This is a genomic window from Microbacterium sp. CH12i (assembly GCF_000685355.1).
Classification (GTDB): Bacteria; Actinomycetota; Actinomycetes; order Actinomycetales; family Microbacteriaceae; genus Microbacterium.
Genome location: NZ_JHET01000002.1, coordinates 198,822 through 213,962, shown reverse-complemented (window position 1 = coordinate 213,962; position 15,141 = coordinate 198,822). Strand labels below are relative to the sequence as shown.

At 65.0% G+C, this 15,141-nt stretch carries 15 protein-coding genes and 2 pseudogenes; 9 read left to right on the top strand and 8 right to left on the bottom strand.

All coding sequences use genetic code 11. The features are described 5' to 3' along the window. Positions 1-68 precede the first annotated feature (68 nt). Positions 69-1,292 (bottom strand): NAD(P)/FAD-dependent oxidoreductase, encoded by a 1,224-nt coding sequence (locus tag DC31_RS02855; protein WP_036276689.1) that lies wholly within the window; start codon positions 1,290-1,292, stop codon positions 69-71. A gap of 77 nt (positions 1,293-1,369) precedes the next feature. On the opposite strand from DC31_RS02855, the gene dcd reads away from it, so the two are divergent. Together dcd and DC31_RS02845 are read left to right on the top strand one after the other, a co-directional pair. Further along, entirely contained in the window at positions 1,370-1,975 is a 606-nt protein-coding gene (gene dcd, locus DC31_RS02850; protein ID WP_036276941.1) for a dCTP deaminase, read from the top strand. A gap of 52 nt (positions 1,976-2,027) precedes the next feature. Beyond that, the gene (locus tag DC31_RS02845; RefSeq protein ID WP_152545319.1) at positions 2,028-2,702 is read left to right on the top strand and encodes a hypothetical protein; all 675 of its coding nucleotides are present in this window, start codon (positions 2,028-2,030) and stop codon (positions 2,700-2,702) included. A gap of 21 nt (positions 2,703-2,723) precedes the next feature. Here DC31_RS02845 and DC31_RS02840 read toward each other — a convergent pair whose 3' ends face one another. Continuing rightward, complete coding sequence (locus DC31_RS02840) at positions 2,724-3,263, bottom strand: alpha/beta hydrolase fold domain-containing protein (RefSeq protein WP_442921844.1); 540 nt, start codon at positions 3,261-3,263, stop codon at positions 2,724-2,726. Between the two features lie 52 nt (positions 3,264-3,315). Between DC31_RS02840 and DC31_RS02835 the strand changes: the two genes are divergently transcribed. Beyond that, entirely contained in the window at positions 3,316-3,606 is a 291-nt protein-coding gene (locus tag DC31_RS02835) for a hypothetical protein (protein ID WP_152545317.1), read from the top strand. Between the two features lie 63 nt (positions 3,607-3,669). Here DC31_RS02835 and DC31_RS02830 read toward each other — a convergent pair whose 3' ends face one another. Further along, a complete protein-coding gene (locus tag DC31_RS02830) occupies positions 3,670-4,479 on the bottom strand; it encodes a MarR family winged helix-turn-helix transcriptional regulator (protein WP_036276684.1) in 810 nt (269 codons plus the stop codon). A gap of 100 nt (positions 4,480-4,579) precedes the next feature. Here DC31_RS02830 and DC31_RS19050 point away from each other — a divergent pair, with 100 nt between their 5' ends. After that, a complete protein-coding gene (locus DC31_RS19050; protein ID WP_235201287.1) occupies positions 4,580-5,152 on the top strand; it encodes a MarR family winged helix-turn-helix transcriptional regulator in 573 nt (190 codons plus the stop codon). Positions 5,153-5,155: 3 nt separating this feature from the next. Here DC31_RS19050 and DC31_RS02820 read toward each other — a convergent pair whose 3' ends face one another. Next, the gene (locus DC31_RS02820) at positions 5,156-6,562 is read right to left on the bottom strand and encodes an MFS transporter (protein ID WP_036276930.1); all 1,407 of its coding nucleotides are present in this window, start codon (positions 6,560-6,562) and stop codon (positions 5,156-5,158) included. A gap of 72 nt (positions 6,563-6,634) precedes the next feature. Then, positions 6,635-7,486, bottom strand: coding sequence for a serine protein kinase RIO (locus DC31_RS02815; RefSeq protein ID WP_036276682.1), 852 nt, complete (start codon positions 7,484-7,486; stop codon positions 6,635-6,637). A gap of 229 nt (positions 7,487-7,715) precedes the next feature. Here DC31_RS02815 and DC31_RS02805 point away from each other — a divergent pair, with 229 nt between their 5' ends. Further along, on the top strand, positions 7,716-8,906 hold the full coding sequence (locus tag DC31_RS02805; protein ID WP_036276679.1) for an MFS transporter: 1,191 nt from the start codon (positions 7,716-7,718) through the stop codon (positions 8,904-8,906). A gap of 10 nt (positions 8,907-8,916) precedes the next feature. Here the strand turns inward: DC31_RS02805 and DC31_RS17420 are convergent, their stop codons facing one another. Continuing rightward, positions 8,917-9,834 (bottom strand): helix-turn-helix domain-containing protein, encoded by a 918-nt coding sequence (locus DC31_RS17420; protein ID WP_036276676.1) that lies wholly within the window; start codon positions 9,832-9,834, stop codon positions 8,917-8,919. Positions 9,835-9,914: 80 nt separating this feature from the next. Between DC31_RS17420 and DC31_RS02795 the strand changes: the two are divergent. Continuing rightward, positions 9,915-10,375, top strand: a pseudogene (locus tag DC31_RS02795) (DUF3817 domain-containing protein). 41 nt (positions 10,376-10,416) lie between these two features. Here the strand turns inward: DC31_RS02795 and DC31_RS18010 are convergent. Further along, the gene (locus DC31_RS18010; protein WP_152545316.1) at positions 10,417-11,100 is read right to left on the bottom strand and encodes a hypothetical protein; all 684 of its coding nucleotides are present in this window, start codon (positions 11,098-11,100) and stop codon (positions 10,417-10,419) included. A 69-nt stretch (positions 11,101-11,169) separates the two neighbouring features. Beyond that, complete coding sequence (locus DC31_RS02780; RefSeq protein ID WP_036276667.1) at positions 11,170-11,841, bottom strand: hypothetical protein; 672 nt, start codon at positions 11,839-11,841, stop codon at positions 11,170-11,172. Positions 11,842-11,922: 81 nt separating this feature from the next. On the opposite strand from DC31_RS02780, the gene DC31_RS02775 reads away from it, so the two are divergent. The 3 genes and pseudogenes from DC31_RS02775 (at position 11,923) to dnaK (ending at position 15,141) form a co-directional block, all read left to right on the top strand. After that, the gene (locus DC31_RS02775; RefSeq protein WP_235201286.1) at positions 11,923-12,795 is read left to right on the top strand and encodes an alpha/beta fold hydrolase; all 873 of its coding nucleotides are present in this window, start codon (positions 11,923-11,925) and stop codon (positions 12,793-12,795) included. Continuing rightward, entirely contained in the window at positions 12,774-13,139 is a 366-nt protein-coding gene (locus tag DC31_RS19045) for an alpha/beta hydrolase family protein (RefSeq protein ID WP_235201285.1), read from the top strand. The genes DC31_RS02775 and DC31_RS19045 overlap by 22 nt, the downstream gene beginning before the upstream one ends. A 134-nt stretch (positions 13,140-13,273) precedes the next feature. Further along, positions 13,274-15,141 (top strand): annotated as a pseudogene (gene dnaK / locus DC31_RS02770) (molecular chaperone DnaK).

Here is a 15,141-nt window from a genome sequence, read left to right as displayed (position 1 = left end):
CTTCGACAGGCTCAGCAACCGGGGCGTGCAGGCTCAGCGACCTGGGTAGCTCGACAGGTGAACGACCGTCACCGCAGTGGGTCGAATGGTGCAATCGCGGTGGGCGTCTTGCCGGTGATAATCTGCGCGGCGAGCAGTTTGCCCGTCGCGGGGCCGAGCACGATTCCCCACATTCCGTGACCGCCGGCGACGTAGACGCCCTGCGCGCGGGTCGCTCCCACCAATGGCAGCCCGTCGGGTGTTACCGGCCGCGATCCGACCCATTCATCGTGCCGCTCATCGAGGTTGACTCCGCGCAGCATCGTCCGTGCTTGGTTGACGATCGCCTGAATACGTCGAGCCTGAAATGGTTCGTCCGGTCCACGGAACTCCATCGTCCCCGCGATGCGGAAGCGCCCCTCATATGGTGTGCAGGCGATGCGCTGCAATGGCAGGTACACCGGATGCGTTGCCGGCTCATCGGTGTCGACGGTGAAAGAGTATCCGCGACCGGCCTGCACCGGCACCTTCACTCCGAGTTTGCGCGTGAGTGCCGGCATCCAGGCGCCCGTCGCGATGACGACCGATTCCGCAGTCAGGCGCTCGCCGTCAGCAAGTGTCACGCTCGGCGAGCCGGCACCGTGAACATCCACGACCTCCGCATCCGAGCGAAGAGTCGCTCCGCGAGCGACGACCGCATCGGCCAGGGCCTGCACGAACGGTGCGGGTTCGATGAACCGCTGCCCGTCCAGCCGGTAGGCGACGGTCACAGCATCCGACAGCATCGGCGCGAGCTCTTGCGGGTTCTGCAGGCGCTCCAGCGGTGCGTCTTGTCCGTGCCGAATCACCCCTGCGATCTCGCGCAGAAACCCCTTGGCATGTGCCTGCTCTGTGAAGCCGATGACGAACGGACCCTCCCTCGTCCACGAATCGACATCACCGTCGGTGAGCTCGTCGAAGCACTCCAGGGCGATTTTGTCGATCGGCGTGAGTGCGGCCATGGTGCGATCCCACGCGCGATTGGTGCCGTGCGCGGCGAACCGTGCCAAGAAGCTCCAGAGCCGAGCATCCACCCGGAACGGCACGTGCAGCGCAGCATCCGGATCGATCAGCGCTTTCGGGCCATACGTCCACAGGCTCGGGTCGGCGAGGGGAATCGTCTTGCTCGGCGTGAGCCAGCCGGCGTTTCCCCACGAAGACCCAGCAGCGACACCGGAGCGATCGAGAACAGTGACTTCGACGCCGCGCTCCTGCAGATGCCAGGCCGTGGCGAGTCCGACCATTCCTGCACCGACGACGATCGAGTGCACCATTGCAACCTCCGTATGAGACCGATGACCTCAGGATGCCAGAAGCATCTGCTCTTCGGACGATGCCATACGCTGAACACGTGCTTCTCAGTGACCGTGACATCAGGGCAGAACTCGCAGCCGGCCGGATTGGTCTGGATCCCCACGAACCGGAGATGATCCAGCCCTCCAGCATCGACGTGCGCCTCGACCGCTACTTCCGGCTGTTCGACAACCACAAGTACCCGTTCATCGACCCTTCGGTGGATCAGCCCGACCTCACGCACCTCATTGAGGTCGCGCCGGACGAGCCGTTCATTCTGCACCCCGGTGAGTTCGCGCTCGGTGCGACTTTCGAACAGGTTTCACTCTCGGATGACATCGCTGCTCGCCTCGAAGGCAAGAGCTCGCTGGGGCGCCTCGGCCTCATCACGCACTCCACCGCCGGTTTCATCGACCCCGGCTTCACCGGCCACGTCACCCTCGAGCTCGCGAACGTCGCCACGCTCCCGATCAAGCTGTGGCCAGGGATGAAGATCGGTCAGCTCTGCTTCTTCCGCTTGTCTTCGCCCGCGGAGAACCCTTACGGCTCTGGCCCGTACGGCAATCGCTATCAGGGGCAGCGCGGGCCGACGGCATCCCGTTCGTTCCAGAACTTCCACCGCACCGACGTCGGCTATACCGATATCGGCTCGCTCGGCGGCTGACGATACCCGCCAACCGGATGCCGTTTGCGCCCGCACACGTATGATCAGGAACGTGAGCGGCAACAATACGGAGAATCTGCAAGAACCCGGCGAGGATGCCCCCACCGACGCGCCCGTGTCTAGCGGTGAACCGGTCGCGCCGCCCGCGGCCGCCGCTCCACCTGCCGCAGCCGCGCCGCCTGCCGTTTCGGGCGTCGAGCCATTCGCCGTGCCAACACCGGAGACGGTCGAGATTCCCGATGCCGAAGCGGCCATCGAAAACTTCGAAGTGCCACCGCCCCCCACATTCGGGGCGGTGCCGCCGTCGCCGAGCCCCGCGCCCGTCATTCCACCGGCACCATCAGACAATGCTGATGCACCGGCCGCCCCCGCGCTTCGAAAGCGCAGCACCTGGGCACCCGACGACACGTGGACCTCGGCATCCGCCCACAAGCAGGAGATCGTGCCGCCCACCGCTGCAGAGAAAGCCGCATCACGCGCCGCCGCATCACGCGCTGCGACGGCTCGCGAAGCGGCGAACCGCGACTTCGTGAGTCCCGCCGCTGGCGGCACGCCCGAGGGCAGCTACCGTGGCTGGACCATCACGATCTTCATCGGCCTCGCGGTGTTGCTCATCGGCGCGATCGTCCTACTGGGGTACCTCTTCAATAACTTGCCGCTGGGCCTATCCGGCGGGGCCGCCGGCCAGGTGATGCTCGCGCCGAGTGGCCACGTGCTGCCGATTTGATTGGTTGGTTCGGGAAACCGATCAGTCGATCGGGGTTCCGAGCAGCCGCGTGAGCCAGCGGACCCGGGCTTGGCGTGCGTCGTGTGACAACGCTGCGTCGGGAGCGAGTGCATCGAAGCCGTGCACGCCACCCGGCCACAAGTGGAGTTCGGCATCTCCGCCGCACGCCCAGATTCTCGATGCGTAAGCGATGTTCTCATCGCGGAAGGTCTCCGCTGACCCGACGTCTATAAACGTGGGCGGTAGCCCGGATAGGTCGTCGGCGCGCGCAGGGGAAGCATAAATCGGCACCTCGTCGCGTTGGATATCGCCCAGGTACAGATTCCAGCCAGTCTCATTCGCAGTACGGTCCCATGCGCCTTGACCGGTCATCTGGTGGCCGGAGTCGGAGTCGTTGCGATCGTCGAGCATCGGGCAGATGAGCATCTGGCCAAGCATGCGAGGCCCCTGGCGGTCACGCGCGAGCACAGCAACGCCGGCGGCAAGTCCGCCCCCGGCGCTCACTCCATGCAGAACGAGCCGTTCGCCGGATCTTGAGACGTGGACCGTCGAGCCTCCGATGGGTATACCGTCAGCGGAATTTCCGCATCTGGAGGTTCTTCAGACTGCAGAGGTGGGTGGTGAGAAGGTACTGCTCTTCTGCGGGCCACGGCGCACCGACAAACGGCAGGGTGCAGCTGACGCATCCGGCGTGTGGATGGTGTCTGTCCGCGGCGAACTCGGAGATGTCAGAGTCGATGACGCACAGTTGATCGCCGGCACGCCACTTTATGCCGGTCGCATCGTGCATGATCGCTCCGGGACACCCGTACTGCTGGCCTTTATCGGAGCCCCTGGCAGTGAGCATGAGCTCGCGGGGATTACCGATCCCATGGCCGTGACAACTGAATCTTCAGTGTCCTGAGCGCAACGCGGTATGACAAGAGGGGCACGGGTGCCCAAGCATCCGTGCCCCTCTTGGTGGGCGTTACTGTGCGTCGCGCCCGCGGGTGAAGCCGGCGTCGAAGCCGCGCTCGTAGGCACCCTGCGCGAAGTGCGCGATGCGTCCGCCGCCGTGGCCGCGGTGGCCACGCGGTCCGCCACGATGGCTGTGCCCCTCGTGGCCGTGCCCCTCGTGATCGCGACCCATGTGATCGCGACCCTCGTGATTGAGGTGGTGCTCGCCGTGGCGGCAGCCTTCGCGCTCGCTCATCTCAGGTGAGCCGTGTCCTTCGTGGCCGGAGTGCGGTTCGTGTTCCTCGTGGCCGAAGCCGCGTCCGGGGCGACCGAAGCCGTGTCCACGACCGAAGCCGTGCCCACGGCGACCGAAGCCGCCCGGGCCGAAGCCGCGTCCGGCGAAGCCGCCGCGCGGTCCGCGGGGGAGAGGCGTCTCCTCATCCCAGCCGAACGCACGAGCAAGCTGCTCGAGTGTGGCCATGGTGGTGGCGAGGTCCTCAGCGGGAACCGCGTCGGTGACCTTCGCACGGATGCCTTCGACGACGCCGCCGAGGCGCTCTTTGGCAGCGCGGCCGTCGTCGGTCAGGGTCCAGGTGCCTTCGGCATCCGTCACCCAACCGAGCTCGATGAGCCGGCCGAGCTTGTGTGCGGGAAGGGGGCGATCGCTCTGGCGGCGGTGTGCAGGGACGGTGCCGTCGACGATGTTCAGCAGTCGCCATTCGCGACGCGTGATGCCCTCGGATTCGAAGGCGGCGGCGAATTCGATGGCCATGAGGCGATCGACGGCCTTGAGCCAGAATCCGAAGGGGCGGGTGTTTTCATCAGTGTTGATGGAGTTCATGGGGTAAGTCCTTTGTTTGTAACTATGCTTGTAACTGTGCATGTATATGTAGTGTGACATGCAATGACGATACATGTCAAGTCGCATGTAAAGTTGGGGCGTGAGCACAGACATTCCTGACCCCGCCGAGATGATCGCGAATGCCCTGTCGCGCCTGCGCGGGCGGCGTCCGCTGGGCATGGGGCTGCACGGACACGGACACGGCGGACCGCATGGAGAGCACGGCCCACACGAGCACGGCCCACACGAGCACGGTTCACACGAACGCGGGCGCGGACATCGTGGTGCACCCGGATTCGGCGCGCCGCCGTGGGCGGGCGGCCCGGGTGGCCGGCTCGGAGGCCCGGCATGGATGAGGATGCTGGAGGCTCTAGCCGCAGCATCCGAACCGCTCAGCGTCAGCGCGCTCGGCGAAGCGATCGGCGTCGACCAGCCCCGCGCATCACGGCTCGTGCAGCAGGGCGTTCAGCGCGGGTTCGTGCAGCGTGAAGCCGACCCCGACGACGCCCGGCGCACCCGCATCGCGCTCACCGATGAGGGGCGGAAGATAGCTCGCGGCATGCGCGGGGAACGGCGCGAAATGCTCACCCACGCGCTCGAGTCATTCACCGAAGACGAGAGCCAGGAGCTTGCCCGACTGCTCAGCAAGCTCGCCGACAACTGGCGGCCTTGAGTTCTACTCGATGACGGCCTGCTTTGCCTTGACGGGGAGCATCAGCAGCAATCCGGCGAGCAGGACGAGCACGATTCCGAGGATGCCCAGACGCGTGTCGCCGGTGAGGCCGACGAACAGGGCGAACAGTCCAGGAGCAAGGAACGACACCGCGCGGCCGGTTGTGGCATAGAGGCCGAAGATTTCGCCCTCGCGACCCACCGGAGTGATTCTCGCGAGCATCGACCGGCTCGCCGACTGAACAGGGCCAACGAACATGCAAAGCAGAAGTCCTGCGATCCAGAATCCCATTTGCCCGTCGCCGATGAACAGCACGGCGGTGCCCGCGAGCACGAGCCCGATGAGAGAGACCATGATCACGCGCTTCGGCCCGAATGCGTCGTCGAGGCGCCCGGCGAGCATGGTGCTGATGCCGGCGACGACGTTGGCGGCCACGGCGAAGTAGAGCACCTGAGAGCTGGAGAACCCGAACACCTGCGCGGCGATGATCGCCCCGAATGTGAAGACTCCGGCGAGACCGTCGCGGAACACGGCGCTCGCCACGAGGAACATCAGCACCTGACGATTGCCTTGCCAGAGTTTCGCGATCGTGCCACCGAGGATGGCATAAGAGCGGAAGAACCCGACCTTGTTCTGCCTCGCACGTGCGGGGATCTCCGGGACGCGGAGCAGCACGGGGATGGCGAATATGGCGAACCATGCGGCGGATGCCAGCACAGCAAGGCGGATGTGCAGGCCACCCTCCGTCGTGACGCCGAGCGGGCCGGGGCTCGAGATGAGTCCGATGAACCCGACCAGCAGGATGACCAGCAGCACGATGCCACCGACGTAGCCCATGCCCCAGCCGAAGCCGGAGACTCGGCCCATGTTCTCCTTCGTGGAGACCTGCACGAGCATGGCGTTGTAGTTCACGCCGGCGAACTCGAAGAAGATGTTGCCGACTGCCAATAGCGTGGCGCCGAGGATGAGATATTCGGGGGCGCCGACGACGAAGACCATCGCAGCCATGGCGAGTACGACGACGCCAGTGTTGATGCCGAGCCAGAGCTTCCGACGGCCTGAACCGTCAGAGCGCTGGCCGAGTACGGGGGCGAGCAGGGCAATGAGCACTCCCGCAATGGTGAGTGCCCACCCGATCAGGCTGGCGTTGCCGGCAAGTGCCGCAACGAGCGCCGGGTCCTTGGCGTCGCCATTGGCTGCCGCGACGATTGCGGGATCCACGAACATCTGGCTGGCCAAGAACGTGCTGAAAACGAAGGTCGTGACCACAGCGTTGAAGGCGGCTGATCCCCAATCCCACAGAGCCCAGGCGAGCACACCGCGCTTGCGGACGGCCTCTACGGGATCGATCGTTTTGGGCGTGGTCGACCTGCCCCGGGAATCCGGCACCGGCTGCTCAGGAGCGCTCATGCTCGAAGTCTGGCCGGGTCCGGTGGACGGGCGGTGACGGCGCGCCGGTGCGTTGGCCGACAACACCGCTCCTCACGCATAGGACGACGCGAGCAGCTCTGCGAAGAGCTCTTCGGCATCGCACTCCACCCGGTGTCGGGCGAACCAGTCGCAGACGTTCACGCAGTCACGGTGCAGTAGGTCGAGCCCCTGCGGGTTCGCGATGATGTCGACGATCTGCGGCAGGTCGATCACGCGTACTCGGCCCTCGTGCACCAGCAGGTTGTACGGAGACAGGTCACCGTGGGCGAAGCCTGCCGCGGCGAAGACGCGCATGATCTCGACGATCTGCGCGTAGTAGTCGGCCAGCATCGCCCGGTCGCTGCGCACCTGTGCCAGTCGTGGTGCAGCCGTGGCATCCGTGCCGAGGAACTCCATCAGCACCTCCGATCCGTTCACCTGCACCGGATAGGGGACTGGGGCGCCGAGCTCCCACATGCGGCTCAGTGCTTGGAACTCGGCAAATGACCACTCGGCCGCGGCTACCTCGCGGCCGAACGCGGTCTTCTTCGAGATGGCACGACCTGCGCGTGAGTCGCGGACCTCTCGGCCTTCGGTATAGATGCCCGAGCGGTGGAAGCTGCGGTGTTCGGTACTGCGATACCGCTTCGCCGCCAGCAGCGTGCGCTGCGTCGGCTCGTCAGGCACGGCTCGCTCGATGAGGAAGACGTCTGCCTCCTTGCCGGTCTTGAGGATGCCGAGTTCAGTGTCGATCGCGCCGGCAGAAGTCACGACCCACTCGGGCCACGGCTCAGGCCCGCGTTCGGACGGCGTGATGGCTGGCCACGTGGACCAGCGCTGGTCATCGCCGGGTTCGACGTCGGCGAAAGTAAGGGACTCGTCGAAAAAGAGGGATGCGTCGAAGGACGCGAAAGAATCAGTCAAGGTGGTTGCTCCGAAAGGGAGGCCACGCGCAGATCAGGAGTGGGTGGCCTCGAGGGGAAGATGGTCGGCGAGAAGCGCGACGACGACAGTGTTCATGTCACGGCTCCTTCCGTTCGGTTCTTCCCGGGACATCCCGGTGACCTTTGACGATACACGACGGCGGACGATCGGTCGGATGCTGCGGACGAGTGGTCGGGCGCAGCATCGACGCTCCTGCGAAAGTAGAACAATGACAACGACCGCGTCCATCCCCGTCGCCGCCCCGAACCCCGCGGAGCGTATCAAGTACGGTGCCCTCATCGTTGTGATGCTGCTGAGCTTCGTCCTCGTCACCGCGGAGTTCCTGCCCAACGGGATGCTCACAGAGATGGCAGCCGAGCTGGGAGTAACGCCCGGTCAGGCGGGGCAGACCGTCACGGTGACTGCGCTCATCGGCCTGATCGTCGCGCCGACTGTGGGGATGGTCTTTCCTCGCCTCGACCGTCGGGCACTGCTGGTCTGGATGGCGCTCGCCGCCGCCGCCTCGAACCTCATCGTCGCGGTCGCACCGAGCCTGATCCTGATCCTGCTCGCGCGGTCCCTGCTCGGTGCGGCGCTGGCCACGTTCTGGTCGATGTCGATCACTGTGGCCGTGCGGATCGCCGGACCAGAGCGACTCGGCCGCGCGGTGATGTTCACCTCAGCGGGCACGTCGCTCGCCACCGTTGCTGGCGTTCCCGTCGGCGTCATGCTCAGCGAGATCATGGACTGGCGTGCGGTGTTCGCGGTTGCCGGCATCGTGACCGGGCTGTTGGCGATCGCACTGCGCACCATGCTTCCGCCGGTTCCGCCCGCACAGGTCTCGAGTTTCACACTGCTCCTCGACACGATTCGCCGACCCGGCGTCGGGCTCGGGCTGATCGGACACGTCTTCGTCGTGCTCGGACACTTCCTTGCCTACACCTATATTCGTCTCGCCCTTGAGCGGATGCCGGAGATCGACGCCGGCACGATCGTCATGCTGCTCGCGATCTTCGGAATCGGCGGACTGGTGGGAAACCTCAGCATCGGCCTGATCATCGACCGATCATTCAGGTTCTTCGCGGTTCTCGCGCCCGCCGTGATCGCGGTGGCGGTGGCTGCGACCATTCTGATGTCGGGCTCGGTGCTCGGCGTCGGGGTCGCGGTATTCGTCTGGGGCTTCTTCTTCGCCTCGTGGCTGATCGTCGTCAACACCTGGGTCGGACACCAGATGCCCGATCGACTGGAGGCCGGCGGCAGCCTGGTGGTCGTCGGATTCCAGTTCGCGATCATGCTCGCCGCAGGGCTCGGCGGGATCCTCGTCGACAGCATCGGCGTGGAGCCTTCGTACAGCCTCGGAGCGGCTGCGCTGGTCGTCGGCGCGGTGTTGTTCGGGGCCTCAAACCGAGTGCGCAACTGAACCGCGGTGACTACGCGGAAATCGGCGCGCGCCGACTCGACCGCCACTGCGACGGGGCAATTCCCGTCGACCGCCGGAACGCACGGCTGAAGCCTTCGTCCGAGCCGTAGCCGAGGCTGCGGGACGTCTCAGACACGGAGCGGCCGGCGTCTAGCATCCCCTTCGCCGACTCCATCCGCACCTCGGTGACGTAGCTGGCGGGGGAGCGGCCCAGCGCGGAGTGGAAGCGCGAAGCGAAGACTGAGCGCGACATCGCGCCGACTCCGGCGAGTGTCTCGACTGTCCAATCGCGGCCCGGCTGCTCATGGATGGCATCGACCACACGTTCAAGGAACGGGTCGTTCGAGCGGGACGGCCACCCGGCGGGTGCGCAGCCGTTCTCGGCCCAGGCGTGGATAACCGACAACAGCACGGTGGTGGCCATCATGCGGCAGATTATCGGGTTACCCGAACGCAGCGCGCTCGCACCCGCCTCCGACGGCCCGAGGTTACGGGCAAGAGCCGCCGCGGCGGGCTCAAGACCCGCGAAATCTGTGACTGTGACGAACTCGGGTATCACGTCACGCAGCAAGCTCGCCGTATCGGATAGTTGCAGCTCTGCGATCATCAGCGATGCGCCGTGCTCGGATTGCAGCGCGACGGGTCGTCGACCCAGCGTGAGGAAGGCATCGCCTTCAACGAGCACTTCGCGCTCTACGCCGGGCGTGCACGCGACGAGTGGCGAAGTGCGGTCAACATCAAGAGCACAGGCCGGGGCGAGCGGTGGTTGCCCGTGCAGACTGCCTTCGGCGACGAACACCAGCCACACCGCTCCGGACGCGAGAGGGGCGGTAGCTCCGGCGTCTAGGTTGATCCGCCGTGCATCGCCGACGCGGACATCGATGGAAGAGAGAACCTTCTCCAGGGCGTCCGCATCGATCGTCGTCATGCTTATGCGCAACGGTGCGGGGTCGGTGGCTATTCCGCGGTGACGTACGGTGGAAGAACTAACCCCGAACAAGGAGCGCGATGTTCCGCACGCCCGCCAGCCTGTACCGCGTCCTCGCGATCGCCGAGGCGATCACCTGGACCCTTCTCATCTCGGCGCTGATCGCCCGCGCGTCGGAGCTCCGGGCATCGTGGTCACAATCGCCGGCGGCATCCACGGGTTCGTCTTCCTCTCCTATGGGGCGACGGCGATCCTCGTGGCGTTCAACCAGCGCTGGTCGATCGGGGTCGGAGTGCTTGCTGTCGTCAGCGCCATCGTCCCCTACGCGACCATTCCGATGGAGATCTGGTTGCACCGTACTGGCCGGCTAAAGGGCAACTGGCGTCTCGAAGAGAGCGACCACCCGCAGGATCGCACCTGGTACGACCGGACGATGCGCTGGTTCCTGCGTCGTGCGTGGGTGCTGGTGGCGCTCATCGCCGTCGCCGTCGTGGCGCTCTACGTGATCCTGCTTACGGTTGGTCCTCCCGGCGGCAAGTGAGCCTCCCAGCGGCAAATAAGCGCTGGGCGGTGTTGCCCGCACTACTCGGGTTCGATCACGATCCAATTCTTCGACATCACGTAGCCTGCGAGAGAGTCGACATCCGTGCCGACACACTTCACGGATACGTGAACCGAGTAGTCGACCGCTACGAATGCGCGTGCCGCAATGAAGTGCCCCACGTCGTTGATTGTGTAAGAGAACTGACGATGCTCGACGCCCGAATCGCGGTGCTCTCCGAGCAAGAAGTACCCGTCGCTCAGTAATGGGCTGAGCTCGCTTGGGTCTTCGTCCAGCTGCGCAGCGATCACCGCATCGGTCGCTTCGCGATCGTCCATGTCGCCGGCATCGCCGAGCGGGCCCTTGCGGAACGCTGCAGTGCAGTTCAGGTCGACGTTCACATATGTCCATCGCCCCGGTGCGGCAGCGTCGTCGACGTGCTGCCATTCGTCGTCGTTGGCAAAGCCATCAGCCCACAAGATCTCTACGTCTGGCGACAGCGTGGCGCCATCCGCGAATGTCAGCGGCGGAACGGATGCTGCGCCCGAGGGTGAGTACGGGATCGCGAATGGCGTTGGACTTGCGGAGGGTCTTGGACTCGTGGACTGTGTTGGACTCGGCCCGGAGGCGTCCGCCAGATCTGACCTCGGGGCGCACGCGCTCGCTCCGAGCGCGACTGCGGTAACTATCGCGATGCTGGCAATGCGAAGGATGCTGCGTCTCATGCCCAGCGAGCTTATTCACCCGCTTGAGGATCCGTGGGGGCTGTGGATAACTCCCGCTGAGCGCGTGACTCAGTAGACGACGATGGCGTTCTTGTCGATGACGTCTGCCAGCACGGCCTTGACGTCGCCGCCGGTGCAGTCGACTATCACGTAGACCCCGGCACCCGTTGCGGTGAACGCGCGAGCGGCCATGATCCAGGTGCGGCCGTCTTCCTGACCGGTGACCTGCCGATTCGCGACATCAGCGTTTCCGCCGATCTGGTAGGCGAACGCGCCGTCAACCGCGTGCGGTGAGATGGACGCGGCATCCGTCTGGAGGAGTGCGCCGAGCATGGCATCCGACGCGACCTTGTCGTCACCCGACGTGAAATCGACGTCCGAGGCAAGGCCCTGCCAGAACTGTGCGGTGCATGTGCCGTCGATCGTGCCGTACGTCCAACCGCCGTTGCCATCGTCGGGCGACGTGATCTCCCAGCCGTCGTCTGCCATGAGGCCGTCGCCCCATTCGATGTAAGTGGTAGAGGGCAGCAGGCCGCCGTCGTCGAAGGACAGCGTCGCAGGCAAGTCACTGCTGGCGTCGGTCGGCTCATCCGAGACGGTGGGCGCCGGGCTGCTGGTCGACTCTTCAGCAGCGGGGCGCGGAGGGAGGGATCGACCCGGATAGCATCCGCTGAGCGGGAAAGTCGCGAGCGTGACGACGGCGATAGCGGCCAGACGGAACGAGAGATTATTCGTGCTCATGCTGGCAAGCCTAGCGTTCGAGGAAAAAGAGGAATCTCTCACACGACTCCACTGGCGCAGCTGACGCGATAGAAATATGTCATGCGCACCCGCTCGCGACGTTGGGTTCTTGTTGCAGTCGCCGTCGTCCTGATCGTCATCGGATTGATCGCAGCCGAGGCGATTCGACGCGTCGTCGAGGGCTCTGCCGAGCAGAGAACGGATGCTCCGTTCTATGTGCTGCCGACGCCGCTGCCGACTGCGGCGCCTGGCACGATCATCCGCAGCGAGCCGATCGCGAGTGTTCCCACCGGGTCGAAAGCGTGGCGGGTGCTCTATCACTCCCGCGATTTGACTGGCGATGACATCGCGGTGTCTGGTGTGGTCATCGTGCCGGACGGCCCTGTCCCGGACGGCGGCCGCACGATCGTCTCCTGGGCACACCCCACCACCGGTGCCGCTGCGAAGTGCGCACCGTCGCTCGCCCGTGATCCGTTCGAGCTGATCGAGGGGCTGCACGAGCTGCTTGCTGCGGGTTATGCGATTGCTGCTACTGACTACCCGGGGCTCGGCGTCGACGGAGCATCCTCTTATCTGCTCGGCATCCCGGAGTCGAACAGCATGCTCGACGCAGCGCGGGCGGCGAGAGCGTTGACCGACACCGGAGCGAGTGATCGATTGCTGCTTTGGGGTCACTCGCAGGGCGGGCAAGCCGCTCTGTTCGCCGCAGAGCGAGCGGCGGCCTACGCACCGGAATTGACGTTGGAGGGCGTGGCCGTAGCTGCACCGGCAGCAAATCTCAGCGCGCTGATGTCGGACGACATCGTGAACCTCTCCGGCACCACGATTGCCTCGTTCGCGATCCCGGCCTACGAGGCGGCTTACTCCGGCCGCTATTCGAAGGCGGAGATCGACGGCATCCTCACTCCGCTGGCCTCGCGGCGACGCCGAAGATGGCTGCGTTGTGCCTGCTGACCCAGACGAAAGAGATCCATGCCATCGCCGACCCGCTGGTGGGTGGCTACGTCCGTTCAGACCCGGCGACTACCGAACCGTGGCAGACGCTGTTGAAAGAAAACAGTGCCGGCGGGCAGAAGATCGACGTGCCGATCTTCGTGGGGCAGGGCCTTGCCGACAAGCTCGTGGTGCCGACTACTACCGAGGACTACGTGAAACTGCTCTGCTCGCAGGACGCGGATGTCGTGTTCCATAAGTACCCCGGAATCACGCATGCGCTCGCGGCCGATGCCTCCATCCCCGAGTTGATGCTGTGGTTGGCAGAGGTCGACACCGGTCACCGTCCGAACTCGAGCTGTTGAAAGTTGAGCGAAGCCATATCAACTTTGGTTTGACAGCCCGAACTGTGTCGGAGTACAGTTGAGCCATCGCGACTCAGGTTTACTGATTCGCCCTCATCTCTTCACTCACACACTTCAACCAGAAGGAGAATCACATGGCACGTGCTGTTGGAATCGACCTCGGTACGACGAACTCTGTCGTCAGCGTCCTCGAGGGTGGCGAGCCGAAGGTCATCGCCAATGCCGAGGGCTTCCGCACCACCCCTTCGGTGGTCGCGTACACCAAGGATGGCGAGGTGCTCGTCGGTGAAACCGCAAAGCGCCAGGCCGTCACGAACGTTGACCGCACGGTCGCGTCCGTCAAGCGCCACATGGGCACCGACTGGGGCTTCGACGTCGACGGCAAGAAGTGGACGCCGCAGGAGATTTCCGCGCGCATCCTCATGAAGCTGAAGCGTGACGCTGAGTCCTACCTCGGCGACACCGTGACGGATGCTGTCATCACCGTCCCCGCATACTTCAATGACGCTGAGCGTCAGGCCACGAAGGAGGCCGGCGAGATCGCGGGCCTCAACGTCCTGCGCATCATCAACGAGCCCACCGCCGCAGCTCTGGCTTACGGCCTCGACCGCGGCAAGGAAGACGAGCTGATCCTCGTGTTCGACCTCGGTGGCGGAACGTTCGACGTCTCGCTGCTCGAAGTGGGCAAGGACGACGACTTCTCCACGATTCAGGTGCGCTCCACCTCCGGTGACAACCGCCTCGGTGGAGATGACTGGGACCAGCGTCTCGTCGACCACCTCATCAAGCAGTTCAAGGACACCAGCGGTGTCGACGTCTCGGGCGACAAGATCGCTCTCCAGCGTCTGAAGGAAGCTGCCGAGCAGGCCAAGAAGGAGCTCTCGTCCTCGACGAGCACCTCCATCAACCTGCCGTACCTCTCGCTCACCGACTCGGGCCCCGTCTCGCTTTCCGAGACGATCACCCGCGCGAAGTTCGAGGACCTCACCAAGGACCTGCTCGACCGCACCAAGAAGCCCTTCGAGGACGTCATCCGCGAAGCCGGCATCAAGGTCGCCGACATCGACCACATCGTGCTCGTCGGTGGATCGACTCGTATGCCGGCTGTTGCTGAGCTCGTCAAGCGCGAGACCGGTAAGGAAGCCAACAAGGGCGTCAACCCGGATGAGGTCGTCGCCGTCGGCGCTGCCCTCCAGGCCGGTGTCCTCAAGGGCGAGCGCAAGGACGTTCTGCTCATCGACGTCACCCCGCTGAGCCTCGGTATCGAGACCAAGGGCGGACGGATGACGAAGCTCATCGAGCGCAATACTGCCATCCCGACCAAGCGCAGCGAGACCTTCACCACGGCAGACGACAACCAGCCGTCCGTGGCGATCCAGGTCTTCCAGGGTGAGCGTGAGTTCACCCGCGACAACAAGCCGCTCGGCACGTTCGAGCTCACCGGAATCGCACCGGCTCCCCGTGGCATCCCGCAGGTCGAGGTCACGTTCGACATCGACGCGAACGGCATCGTGCACGTGTCCGCCAAGGACAAGGGCACCGGCAAGGAGCAGTCGATGACCATCACCGGCGGCTCGTCGCTGTCGAAGGATGACATCGAGCGGATGGTTCGCGAGGCGGAGGAGAACGCCGCTGACGACAAGAAGCGCGCTGACGCACTCGAGCAGCGCAACCAGGCCGAGACGCTTTCGTACTCGATCGACAAGCTCATCAAGGAGAACGAGGACAAGCTGCCCGCCGACGCAAGGACACTGTTCAGGCTGACGTCGATGCTCTGAAGACGGCGCTTGCTGGCGACGACGACGACGCGGTCAAGACCGCGTTCGACAAGCTGAACGAGTCGCAGGGCAAGCTCGGCGAGGCAATCTACGCGCAGTCTCAGGCGGATGCCGCATCGCAGGCAGGCCCCGCCGAAGGCGAGGCGCCCGAGGGTGACGACGCTTCCGCTGAGGAAGACGTCGTTGACGCCGAGGTCGTCGAGGACGAGGACGAGACGAAGTAA

Bases quoted from the DNA above. Each gene is read 5' to 3' on its own strand.
- DC31_RS19045 (WP_235201285.1), top strand. From the start codon at position 12,774: ATGGCTGCGTTGTGCCTGCTGACCCAGACGAAAGAGATCCATGCCATC.
- DC31_RS18010 (WP_152545316.1), bottom strand. From the start codon at position 11,100: ATGAGACGCAGCATCCTTCGCATTGCCAGCATCGCGATAGTTACCGCA.
- DC31_RS02780 (WP_036276667.1), bottom strand. From the start codon at position 11,841: ATGAGCACGAATAATCTCTCGTTCCGTCTGGCCGCTATCGCCGTCGTC.
- DC31_RS02820 (WP_036276930.1), bottom strand. From the start codon at position 6,562: ATGAGCGCTCCTGAGCAGCCGGTGCCGGATTCCCGGGGCAGGTCGACC.
- DC31_RS02855 (WP_036276689.1), bottom strand. From the start codon at position 1,292: ATGGTGCACTCGATCGTCGTCGGTGCAGGAATGGTCGGACTCGCCACG.
- DC31_RS02805 (WP_036276679.1), top strand. From the start codon at position 7,716: ATGACAACGACCGCGTCCATCCCCGTCGCCGCCCCGAACCCCGCGGAG.
- DC31_RS17420 (WP_036276676.1), bottom strand. From the start codon at position 9,834: ATGACGACGATCGATGCGGACGCCCTGGAGAAGGTTCTCTCTTCCATC.
- DC31_RS02830 (WP_036276684.1), bottom strand. From the start codon at position 4,479: ATGAACTCCATCAACACTGATGAAAACACCCGCCCCTTCGGATTCTGG.
- DC31_RS02775 (WP_235201286.1), top strand. From the start codon at position 11,923: ATGCGCACCCGCTCGCGACGTTGGGTTCTTGTTGCAGTCGCCGTCGTC.